Origin of the sequence: Emticicia sp. (assembly GCF_043780375.1) — a bacterium.
GTDB lineage: Bacteria > Bacteroidota > Bacteroidia > Cytophagales > Spirosomataceae > Emticicia.
This window is the reverse complement of sequence record NZ_JAYWCU010000026.1, coordinates 1-11,740: the sequence shown is the minus strand read 5'-3', so window position 1 is coordinate 11,740 and position 11,740 is coordinate 1. Positions and strand designations below refer to the sequence as shown.

The window sequence follows — 11,740 nt, the reverse complement described above, 5'->3', positions numbered from 1 at the left end:
TTTTACCCCACTCTGTCTTTTTTTGCTAAAAATTAAAATAATACAATTTGAGTCAAGTTATCTTAAAATAATTATACTTTAAACCCGTAATTCGCATATCATTACTATTAGCTATCGAAATACCATTTGTTGTGGTGATACCCGTTTGCACAAAGTTCTTGATATTATTAGGGTGTGAAACTAAGGGAGTTGCAATATATTTTCCATTGGCATCTTTAGGGCTATTCCACTGAATTGCATTATAACCTTTATCTAACTCAGGCCCAACACCTCCCGATGAACCTTCTTCAATCGACAGTACTCCACCTGGATATGGGTTATTGGAAGGAGTAAATGGCAAAATTCCAGTTGCAAATTTAGAGTGCATATCAAGGAATCTGTATGGATTATCAAAAACCGTATTTGTACTAATATTTATTGTCATTTTCTTTGACTTTGAGCCATTTTTGGTCGTAATAATCACGACACCATTTCCTGCACGTGAGCCATATAACGCTGCCGCACTCGGGCCCTTCAGAATTGATACACTTTCTACATTATCGGGGTTCAAATCAGATATAGCATTGCCATAGTCAACACGATTGTCGCCGCCAATTTGACTGACGTTATTAAGGGTATTAATGACAGGAACACCATCAATGATAAACAAGGGTTGGTTGTCATTACTTAGCGATTTGGCTCCTCTAATCACCATACTCACCGACGAGCCTGTTCCGCCAGTAGAATTGATAGCTACACCTGCTACTTTGCCAGACATCGCATTTAACACGTTTTCTTGTGTTACTCGACTCATTTCTTTTCCATCAACTTTGCCAATCGAATAACCAAGCGATTTTTCTTCACGCTTGATACCGAGTGCCGTTACAACTACTTCATTAAGTGTTTCCGTGCTTAAATCCATCGTAATATCAACTACACTCCGAGTTCCTATTGGTACTTCTTGTGCTTGGTAACCAACAAATGATAAAATTAGTACCGCATTATTTCCGCTGACTTCAATAGAGTAATTTCCTGTTGCATTGCTGCCTGTTCCTTTTTGCGTTCCTTTCAATACAATATTGACACCTGGTATAGCAGAGCCATCTTCTTTAGAGGTGATTTTGCCTGTAATAGTTCGAGTTTGTGCCGAAACCGTTGAAATACAAAATCCTATTACCATTGCCATACTAAATATACGCCGTAGCATTCGATGAAGAGTAAAGCCTAATCTCATGTTTGTAGTTTTTAAAATGAATGTTTTTAATGCTAATACTAAATCTTTTGTAGAAAGGGCTATTCGTTGAAAAAAGTAAATAGTGTGAATTTTAAAAAGTAGGAGGGTATTAAATCGTGATGTCAATATTTCAAAGTGCTAAAGCTAAGTTAACATTTCCTCGCAAAAATTGCTTTGCTTTTACTAATTGATTTTTAACTGTATTTTTTGAAATTCTCATCATTTCTGCTATTTCTTGATAAGATTTTCCATCTTCTATATTGAGTTTTAAAATCATTTTGCGTTTCGCTGGAAGTGTTGCCATTGCGTTTCTTAGCAAATTTATTTTTGCATCTTCAGCTTCTGCCTCATTATCATTGTGGTCTTGCATTTGATAAAAATATTGATCTTGCATTTGTTGGCTACGTTCTAATTTTTTCAAATGGTCGAAAGCTAAATTTCTAAGACAAGTAAATAGATATGAATTAAAATTTAATTCAGGATTAATCTGTTCACGGCGATTCCATATCTTGATAAAAACTTCATGAAGCATATTTTCGGCTTCTTCTTCGTCTTTTACGATAGACATAGAAAACCGAATGCCAGGCTCTTTATAATAATTGTATAATTTGGTAAAGGCATTACTATCACCTTGGGCTACTTTTGAGATTATATTGTCTAAAGCTTCCATGAGTAAATTAAAAATGGTTAGTTAATAAAGAGGTAATAGTTGTTTAGTTCAAAAAAATCATATAATAGTACAAATATTTAATTTCCATAATTTAGCATCGTCTTATTAATAATCTTTTTAGAAAATGCTTGATTGTTGGTCGTAGAAAACTTTGATTTGGAGCTATTATCCACAACCATATTTATCGAAAAATAAGTTTGTAGTATAAATTATGAAATAAATGTACAGGGAATTTGTTTAGACTATGTTCGCATATTACGTAAAATAATCCTCAAATCACGCAAAGCTTGAAAATTTTAACTTTTGGCTTAAATTGGAGCTTAGTTTTTAATGATTTGGTAAAACTGGTAAGCAAAATCATCAATTTTTTCAAAATTGAATAGTACAGAATTATGGAATTGAAGTATGTATAAATACATTCGTAAGTTTTAAATTACAAACAGAAAATTAATGAAACCTCTAAAACTACAATTATTAATAGTTTTTTTATTTCTTCTTAAATCAGGGCAAGTGCAGGCTCAGAATGAACAAACGTATGCCGAAAAATTAGGTTTTCCGAAAGGTAAAAAAGTTGTCATTTTTCATGTGGATGATTGCGGAATGTCGTATTCTTCAAATCAAGGAGCAATCAAATCGCTCGAAAATGGCATTGCCACTTCTTGTAGTATTATGATGCCGTGTCCGTGGGCAGCAAGTTTTATCAATTATATTCAAAAAAATAGACCAAATACAGACGCTGGACTTCACCTAACTTTAACTTCCGAATGGAAAGAATATCGTTGGACCCCACTTTCGGGTTTTATGAATGTACCAGGCTTGTGCGACAAAGAAGGTTGTATGTGGCGTGGGGTTGAGGATGTAATCAAAAATTCAAATCCTGATGAAATTGAGAAAGAAATAAGAAGCCAAGTTGAAAGAGCGTTACGCATGGGACTTAAACCAACACACCTCGATTCTCACATGGGTACACTCTTTGCTTATCCGCCATTTGTAGAAAAATACATTAAAATTGGCATCGAATATGGCATTCCTGTTATGTTTCCAGGAGGAAATAATAAATTGTTGTATGAATGTATCAATCAGCCATTTATCAAAAAAATGAAAGCTGAAGGTAAATGGGTAGAAGGCATGAAACTACCACAAACTTCTTATGGATTGACAAACATGGCAACCGAATCAAAGAAAGTGGGTGAAAGATTATGGAATGCTGGATTACCAGTACTTGATGATTTACATTCTATTAGCGGCGATTGGAAACCCGAAGAAAACCCAACGCCCGAAGAGTGGGGTAAATATAAAGCTCAAAAATTTATCGAAACCCTCAAAAGTATGAAGCCAGGTGTGGCAATGATGATTGTGCATAGCAGCGATATTACCGAAGAATTCAAACAAATAAGTGCTTCGGGCGGCTCACGATTAGCCGATATGAATTCGATGCTAAATCCTGAATTGAAAGCATATATAGAATCAGAAGGAATTATTCTAACAACTTTTCGTGAATTAATAGAAAGACGTAAAAACGTTAAATAAAGACAAAATGAAGAAAATATTTTTACTTTTAGCAATAAATTTACTGACTTTTCAAGTCATCTTCGCTCAAAATAATGCAATTATTCAGTCAATGCTAATTTTTCCTGCACAAGAAAAACACGTTCATGCAAGTAGTATAGTGGGTTTACCCAATGGCGATTTCTTGACTGTTTGGTTTTATGGGAGTGGCGAACGAACTTCTGACGATGTGAAATTGATGGGAGCAAGATTAGAAAAGGGCAAAAATACTTGGAGTGAGCCTTTTTTGATGGCAGATACGCCTAATATTCCCGACTGCAATCCTGTGCTTTTTATAAATAATGAAAATAAACTTTTTCTGGTTTGGATTGCCGTGCAAGCCAATAAATGGGAGCAATCAATTTTGCGTTTCAGAACATCAACCGATTATCTAAAGAGTGGTTCTCCTATTTGGAATTGGCAAGACAATATTTTACTCAAACCCGACGATAATTTTGGCAAAGAAGTAGCAAAAAGATTCAAAGAATTGCCTGATAGTAAAAAAGGATGGGCAGGTTATGCTCAAAAATACGATGATATGATTATAACTGCTGCTAACGATGCCACTAAACGAAGCATCGGTTGGATGACCAGAATAAAACCACTTTTGATGGAAAATGGCCGAATTGTTTTGCCTCTTTATTCCGATGGTTTCAATATGTCGTTGATGGCAATTTCAGATGATAATGGTACAACTTGGCGGCCAAGTTTACCAGTCGTTGGTCGTGGTCCAATTCAACCAGCAGTTGTTCAGAAAAAAAATGGAAATTTAGTAGCATTCATGCGTGATAGTGGTGATGAACCTTCTCGTGTACATTTTAGCGAATCAAACGACAAGGGAGAAAGTTGGTCGGCTTCTATTAAAACCACTATTCCGAATACAGCAAGTGTAGAACTCTTGGTTCTTCAAGATGGTCGTTGGGCTTTTCTGGGAAATGATATTGATGATGGACGATATCGTTTGAGCCTGTTTTTTTCAGCTGATGAAGGAAAAACTTGGAAGTGGAAAACACGCCTTGAGAATGTAGATCCAAATAAAGGAAGTTTTTCTTATCCTTCTTTGATTCAAACAAAAGATGGATTACTTCATATTACTTATTCATATCATGTCGAAAAAGACAAAAAATCTATTAAATATGTCGTAGTAAACCCTCAAAAAATTGAAATAGAATAACACAGTAGAACGGATTTTCTAATCCGTTTGACCAAACCACAATAATTTATTAACTCATTGCCATATAAAAAATGAAAACCACAACAATCAAATTATTTATTTTATTGTGTTTTGTTCTGAGTCAAACATTCGGACAAACCAAGCAGCCAATTTATCAAGACAAGCCATTTTTGCAAGATTTCAGTGTAAAATATTACTTAAATGATGCTAAAGCACAACTTGAAGCGACTTATGCTGACCGAAACGGGAATATTAAAATCTATTCTTCCGCAGGTCTATTAGTACCTCATGATGGGCAGTTTTTGTATGCCGGTTCGTTGCTTCCTGACAAGACTTATCGTACCATCAAAGATAAGAAAATACATGCCATTAGCACATACGAAAATCAATTTGTGCTTCTCGACGACAAAACGGTTTTGAGCAATGCATGGGGTGGAACTTTGTTTTCAAAGCACGAATTACCTAATGCAAAACTCTTTGTTGGTGGAGAAAATTTTACTTTCTTACTTTCAGATGGAAAAAATATTCATCTATTAAAAGATTCAAAAACACTTTGGAAGGGTGATTTAGTAGGTGATGAAATACAAGAAGTTAGATTCCAAAAATCTGCAAATCTTTTCTGGATTTTAGGAAAACAATCGCTTTACAGTTTTTCTCCAATAACTCAAAAACTAACAAAAGTATTTGAGGGCTTAAGTTTTTCAGCATTTGACATTTCTTTTGATAATAAAAAAGTAATTATTGGCACAAATGATGGCTATTTAGAAGTTGATATTTCTACAAAAACACAAGTAGGGGAAAAGCATCAAAAACTCCCATGGACAGAAATAACTGCAATAAAAACCATCAATAACAAAATTTGGTTTGGTACAACCAATGGAGCTTTTGCCTTGCGTAAAGATGGAAAATTTGACTATTATAACGGTGAGCGTTGGTTGCCAAGTAATGATGTAAAACATATTTCGGAAGGGCCAAATAATTCAGTTTTGATAGTAACAAAAGCGGGTTTAGGGCAAATTTTCTTCAAAAAAATGACACTTCACGAAAAAGCCCTATTTTTTGAAGAACAAGTACGAAGTCGTCATATCAGAAATGGTTTTAATGCTTCATTGGATAATATGGAAAAAGGAAATCTATCGACTGGATATTTGTCAGATTCTGACAACGACGGACTTTGGACTTCGATGTATTTGGGCGGAGAAATTTTTAGATATGCTGTTACCAAAGAAGAATCAGCTTTGCAAAATTGCCGTGAGGCATTAGATGCCATGGAGCGACTTTATACCGTAAATGGTATTCCAGGATTTCCTTCACGTTCGTTTGAGCGTAGCGGATTCAAAGAAAAGCTTTCCGACTCTGAGCGTTGGCAACATTCGCCCGATACCGAATGGGATTGGAAATCTACGACCAGTAGCGATGAAGCAATCGGACATATTTTTGCCTTTGGAGCAATGGCGGAGCTAATCAATGACCCAATGATAAAAAAACGATCAATTACTTTGATTGATACGCTCATGGCTCATATCGTGAAAAACAATTATTATATGATTGATTTTGACGGTAAACCAACTACTTGGGGGCGGTGGAATCCGGAATATGTCAATGCTTTTCCTGTAAATGTGGGCGACCGAAAAATCAATTCATCAAATATTATTGCGATGTTGCAGACGGCATATCATTTCACAAAAAAGCCTATTTACAAAGAAAAAGCATTTGAATTGATGAATAAGTACGGTTATTTTGAAAACTTGATGCGACCAATGAGCCAAATTGGCTACGCTCCTGACGATGCTGACGCTCACAGTAAAAAAATGTCGGATGCGTGGAATCACTCAGATGATGAAATGTATTTTGTGGGATATTGGGGCTTGTATCGTTATGCTTTCAACGATACACTCAAAGCACATTTCAAAAAAGCTATAATTGACCATTGGCAAATCGAACGTCCTGAAAAAGAAGGTGCTTGGAATATTTTTACGGCTTTAACTGGCACTACAAATTTTGATTTAAACGAAGCTGCCTGGTATTTACGAGAGCATCCACTTGATTTGATTGATTGGCAAATTATGAATAGCCATCGCAAGGATATAGACAAATTAGTAACCAATTTTCGTAGTCAAACCATCAGAGATGTTTTACCGCCCGATGAAAGACCGATTCAGCGACACAACGCCAATATGTTTAATTTAGACCGTAAAGGTAGTAATGGAACTTCCGAGCATAGTGCGGGTGACATTTGGCTTTTGCCTTATTGGATGGGAAGATATTTAGGTGTTATAAGTCCACCTATGAAATGATTTTTATAAAAAAACCATGAAATATGTACTTTTAGGAATCTCTTTCCAAATTTTGATATTAGGCTGCAAAATCATGAAAAATTCACCCGAAAAACAAATTACGCATGATGTAACTTATAACCACGACTTAGACAATAATGATAATTTTTCGCCCGACAATCAATGGTTAGTTTATGATACTCGCACCGATGAAGGTGGGATTGCGATTTCGGCAAAAATCGAGAAAGTGAACATCGAAACTGGTGAAAAAAAAGTGCTTTATCAAGTTAAAAATAACCAAAGTTGGGGGCCAGGCGTGGGAGCAGCGAGTTATTCGCCAGTTGAAAATGCCGTAGTTTTTATTCATGGATTGGCAAATGTTTCTGAGAAACAACCTTATCAACAATGGCGGCGAACGGGCGTAATTGTTGATGAATCGAATATTGAAAAACCTATTTTCATGGACGCACGTGATATTGATTTTCCATACACGAAAGGGGCATTGCGTGGAGGTACGCACCGACACGAATGGAGTGATAATGGGAAAATGATTGGTTTTACTTATAATGATGCCATCATGAAATCTTTAGAAGATTCAACGGGCGAAAAACATAATTTGCGAACCATTGGTATTTCTAAAAAAAGAAACCCAGTCAATGTAAAACCTAACGGAAAGGGCGAGAATATTTCGGGAGAATGGTTTAGTGTTTTGGTAGTTCGAGTGGTTGCAAATCCAAAATCAGGTTCGGACGAAATAAGCAATGCTGCAGGCGATAGTTGGGTTGGTAAAAATGGTTATTTAAAAGAAAATGGCACTCAACAAATCGCCAGAGCATTTATTGGAACGGTACGAGATAAAAATGGCAAAAGCGTTGATGAAGTTTTTATTGTAGATATTCCTGAAAATTTAGACATAGAAGGAAATTTTGGTGCTTTAGAAGGGACCAAAACTACATTGCCAATGCCCCCAAAAGGAGCGTTTCAACGTAGACTAACTTTTACGGCTGAAACTGAGCAGCCTGGTTGCGTGGGCATTGTTCGCTCATCGCCCGATGGCGATTTATTAGCTTTTCTTGCAAAAGATAAAAGAGGTATTCGTCAAGTGTTTAGCATTTTACCGAATGGCGAAAATTTAACACAAATTACTTTTCATCAAACTGATGTTGAAGGAAGTATTCGTTGGCATCCAAGAGGTGAAAGTTTGTTTTACATTGCTGAAGGAAGTGTTTTTCAAAGTAAAATTGGTTCAGATTCTTTTGAAAAGCGATTTATGCAAATTTCTAAGCCGAGTTCTCATTCCCCATCAAATTTAGTAGTGTCGCACGATGGAAAAACTTTGGCATTCAATCGGGTTTTACTATCTGAAACACAGAAAACATCGAAGCAAATATTTATAATAAAACTACTTGAATAATACGTTTTGTGACATTAACATGACAATTTTCATTATAGGTTTTCTATATGTTTTCTTGTCAAGTGATGATTGCACTAAATTATTCATGAGAATGAGCCTGTTTAAAGTTATTTTCAGTTTAGTAAATTGCTTTATACAAACTCATTTAAATAAACTGAGCGGCTCAAAAACTCAATCTTAAACCTAATTGCCCTTGCCAACGAGAAGCGATTGGGTCAGTTTGCCATGGAGTTGTAGTGGGATTATTGAACTGAAAACTTGGTTTTCCATTTACTTCATTTACATAAGTTAGTAATTGATAACCCGAGTTGGTAGTATTCGGAACAAATCTTTGTTTACCATATTCTTTGTTAAGCAAGTTCAAAAAATTAATTAAGTCAAGCGTGATTTCAAGTTTTTGACTTCCTTTCAAACCTGTTTTTTGAGTAAATCGTAAATCTAAATTATGGTTCCACGGGGTGCGTCCGCCGTTACGTTCGCTTAACTTTCCACGATTTTTATTCAAGTATTCATATTTACTAATATAGTCATCAAACTGTTGTGCTTGCTGGGCAGCAGTTGTGATAATTTTGCCAGTAGCATCTTTCAAATCGGTATATTGTAATTCGCTTCCTGCGGTCGGAATATACGCCAAATCGTTGGTAGAAGAGCCATCACGGTTATAATCTCCAGCATAGATATAAGAAAATGGCGAACCACTTACACCAGTATAAATAACTGATAGAGAGCTTGTTAAGCGTTTGTTCCAAACTTTTTCATAATTATTAAACAACGCAATTTTATGTCGAATATCGAAATTAGAATAACTCAAAGCTGGATTATTGATATTGGTCGCTTGATTCCATTCCCAATTAGCTTGATGCGAAACCCGCACGCCATTCATCACATCTTTCGATTCGCCATAATTATACGAAATTGATGTATTTAGTTTCTCAAAAAACGTTTTTCTGAGCGAAGTAGTAATATTATAACGATAACCTTGACGAGTATTTGTTAGTAAAAATACACTAGTAAACTGCGGATTGATGCGTTGAGCATCGCCACTTCCAACATAAATATCTCGGTTATCGTTGCCCACAAATTGCTTGACATTTGGCTTTAAATTGAGATTTTGGTACAGCACGTCGTAAATCGTTTTTGTATAAAGTCCTTCTACTGTCAGCATATAACCTTTGGGTAATTGCATATCAAGAGCCAAGTTCGACCGCCAAACACGTGGTAATTTGAAATTAGGGTCAATCAAATTTATTTCCCTTTTCACCGAAGTGGCACTTGTCAATGATGCAACATCCAAAGTCTGCTGAATAACAGTGGTTGGACGTATATCTACGTTACCAAATTGTTGGCCGTTATACAAATAATTGTAAGCAAACCAAGCAAAAGGTACTCTTCCTGAAAACACACCACTTCCGCCACGTAGTTGTAATTTTTTGTTATTATCTAATTGCCAATTAAAGCCAAAACGAGGGCTTAACACTACATTTGATTTAATTTTTGAACTATAATGACTAAATTCTGGCGTTTTAATAACATCAGGACTCAGATTTGTTTGGTCAGGAAATATGCCAGTTTCGAGGCGAACTCCTACAGAAATATTTATTTTTGAGGTCAAATTAAATTCATCTTGCACATAAAAACTCATCAACCAAGCTCTAAATGCTGCTGATGGATTTTGTTGGTTATAATCTCTTGTGTTTTCTCCAAAATGATACGTTCCTCTGATACGAGAAGGTTTTTCTGCCAAGAAATTATCAATGCTCGAATACGCCCATCGACCATTCCACGGTGTTACGAATGAATATTGGAAATTATACAATTCGTTGTGCGTGCCAAAAGTCAAAGAATGATTTTTTAAGTAAACATTCAAGTTGTCGGTAATTTCAACCGCATTTTGTTTCATGCCAAAAATCGCCGCTTCACGATAAGTTCCCAAGAAAATCGTTCCTGAAGTTTTGTAAGTAATTTCGGTGTGTGGAAATAAATCACCAGGTGTATCTCTTTGGTCGTAAACTTGACTCACGCCCGCAATCAACTTATTAAAAACCCGATTGGAAATGCGAGTGCTTAGTTCGGTCGCTAAACTATGCGTTACGCTATTGTGTGTGAAGGCTTGACTACCGAAATTCATAATCGTTGGCCCTCGAGTGAGATTTTCGGCTTTGGCATCAACAAAATTATAGCGAACTACCAACTTGTTTTTGTCATTCAAATTAGCGTCAAATCGTAAAAAGGCTTTGGCGTTTTTTGTATTTAATTCAAACTTATCGTAACTACCTACATCATAATTATACTTATTTTTCAGGAAAGTTGAGATACGTTCAATATCAGCTACTGAAAAAATGGATTGCGTAGAACCTGCTTCAAATAAAACTGGCTCGTATCGAGTGGAATATTCAAAATTTCCAAAATAAAATAGCTTATTTTTTTTGATAGCTCCGCCCAAACTTACACCCGTCTGATAATCACCAAAAGCAAGGCGTTTGCTTGTTCCTGCATCGTTTAATTTGGCAGTTGTGTATTGATTTTTCGAGAAATTATAGATTGTTCCGTGGGTTTGATTCGTACCACTTTTGGTAACAGCATTAATACTTCCGCCCGTAAAACTGCCAATACTGACATCATAAGGCGATAAATTGACTTGAATTTCCTGCAAAACGTCCATACTAATGGGTTGTGTGCGAGATAATGCCCCAGGCGTACCCGAAGCAACCGAACCGCCTGCACCACTTGTGGGTTCTTGAAAACCGAAGGCATCGTTGTGAGCAATGCCATCAATACTGAGGTTATTATAACGGTAATTACTGCCGCCAAAGGAGTTCAAATTGCCCGAAGCCATTGTGCGAGTAGCATCTTGGATACTTCGATTTAGGCTCGGTAATTTGTTCAAATCGGTAATATTTGTAGCAGTTCCTTTACGTTTGTCATTGATAAAATCATTTTTTCCTGATTTTACAACTACTTCATTCAATGCCTGAGAAGCATCTTTTAGGACTAAACTGTAAGATGTATTAGAACCTAACTCCAAATAAACATTCGTCAGAGAATCGGTTTCATAGCCCACAAAACTTGCCAAAATCAAATAAGGTCCACCACTGCGGAGATTTGGTAAATTGAACCGCCCATCTTCACGAGTAGAAGTGCTATACTGACTACCAGTAGGCAAAAAAACTACTTTTATTGTAGCACTTGGTAATAATTCATTTTTGTCGCTTTTTACCTCACCATTCAACGATGACGTTGTAATTTGAGAAAAAGCAGTAGCTGAACATACTGCCATAAGCAGCAATAGAAATAGTTTTTTTTGCATTTTATCTAAGAAATTAAGCTATGAGTAATTTGCTTTATATATTAGACTTCCTGCGAAAGTATTTTAAGTCGAAAAACACCATCTTTTCGGCTACAAATTGAGTAAATTTTTCAACCGTAGCGGTGCTATGCTTTCAAA

At 36.0% G+C, this 11,740-nt stretch carries 7 protein-coding genes; 4 read left to right on the top strand and 3 right to left on the bottom strand.

Translation table 11 applies throughout. From position 1 onward, the window contains the following. Positions 1–52: 52 nt before the first annotated feature. Together ACH2CJ_RS02155 and ACH2CJ_RS02150 are read right to left on the bottom strand one after the other, a co-directional pair. Positions 53–1,213 carry a carboxypeptidase-like regulatory domain-containing protein gene (locus tag ACH2CJ_RS02155; protein ID WP_394990432.1) on the bottom strand — a complete coding sequence of 387 codons (1,161 nt, stop codon included), beginning with the start codon at positions 1,211–1,213 and terminating at the stop codon, positions 53–55. Between the two features lie 130 nt (positions 1,214–1,343). Continuing rightward, the gene (locus tag ACH2CJ_RS02150) at positions 1,344–1,883 is read right to left on the bottom strand and encodes an RNA polymerase sigma factor (protein ID WP_394990431.1); all 540 of its coding nucleotides are present in this window, start codon (positions 1,881–1,883) and stop codon (positions 1,344–1,346) included. Positions 1,884–2,333: 450 nt separating this feature from the next. Here ACH2CJ_RS02150 and ACH2CJ_RS02145 point away from each other — a divergent pair, with 450 nt between their 5' ends. The 4 genes from ACH2CJ_RS02145 to ACH2CJ_RS02130 all read left to right on the top strand — a co-directional run bounded on the left by ACH2CJ_RS02145 (position 2,334) and on the right by ACH2CJ_RS02130 (position 8,295). Then, entirely contained in the window at positions 2,334–3,413 is a 1,080-nt protein-coding gene (locus tag ACH2CJ_RS02145; RefSeq protein ID WP_394990430.1) for a polysaccharide deacetylase family protein, read from the top strand. Positions 3,414–3,420: 7 nt separating this feature from the next. Next, positions 3,421–4,605, top strand: a complete 1,185-nt coding sequence (locus ACH2CJ_RS02140) for an exo-alpha-sialidase (protein WP_394990429.1) — start codon at positions 3,421–3,423, stop codon at positions 4,603–4,605. A 71-nt stretch (positions 4,606–4,676) separates the two neighbouring features. After that, positions 4,677–6,902 (top strand): hypothetical protein, encoded by a 2,226-nt coding sequence (locus tag ACH2CJ_RS02135; protein ID WP_394990428.1) that lies wholly within the window; start codon positions 4,677–4,679, stop codon positions 6,900–6,902. Positions 6,903–6,975: 73 nt separating this feature from the next. Beyond that, complete coding sequence (locus ACH2CJ_RS02130) at positions 6,976–8,295, top strand: DUF3748 domain-containing protein (protein ID WP_394990427.1); 1,320 nt, start codon at positions 6,976–6,978, stop codon at positions 8,293–8,295. Positions 8,296–8,458: 163 nt separating this feature from the next. On the opposite strand, the gene ACH2CJ_RS02125 is transcribed toward ACH2CJ_RS02130, so the two are convergent. Continuing rightward, positions 8,459–11,602, bottom strand: a complete 3,144-nt coding sequence (locus ACH2CJ_RS02125; protein ID WP_394990426.1) for a carboxypeptidase regulatory-like domain-containing protein — start codon at positions 11,600–11,602, stop codon at positions 8,459–8,461. Positions 11,603–11,740 lie beyond the last annotated feature (138 nt).

Coding starts and splice junctions, on each gene's coding strand:
- ACH2CJ_RS02130 (WP_394990427.1), top strand. CDS start 6,976: ATGAAAAATTCACCCGAAAAACAAATTACGCATGATGTAACTTATAAC.
- ACH2CJ_RS02145 (WP_394990430.1), top strand. CDS start 2,334: ATGAAACCTCTAAAACTACAATTATTAATAGTTTTTTTATTTCTTCTT.
- ACH2CJ_RS02150 (WP_394990431.1), bottom strand. CDS start 1,883: ATGGAAGCTTTAGACAATATAATCTCAAAAGTAGCCCAAGGTGATAGT.
- ACH2CJ_RS02125 (WP_394990426.1), bottom strand. CDS start 11,602: ATGCAAAAAAAACTATTTCTATTGCTGCTTATGGCAGTATGTTCAGCT.
- ACH2CJ_RS02155 (WP_394990432.1), bottom strand. CDS start 1,213: ATGAGATTAGGCTTTACTCTTCATCGAATGCTACGGCGTATATTTAGT.
- ACH2CJ_RS02140 (WP_394990429.1), top strand. CDS start 3,421: ATGAAGAAAATATTTTTACTTTTAGCAATAAATTTACTGACTTTTCAA.
- ACH2CJ_RS02135 (WP_394990428.1), top strand. CDS start 4,677: ATGAAAACCACAACAATCAAATTATTTATTTTATTGTGTTTTGTTCTG.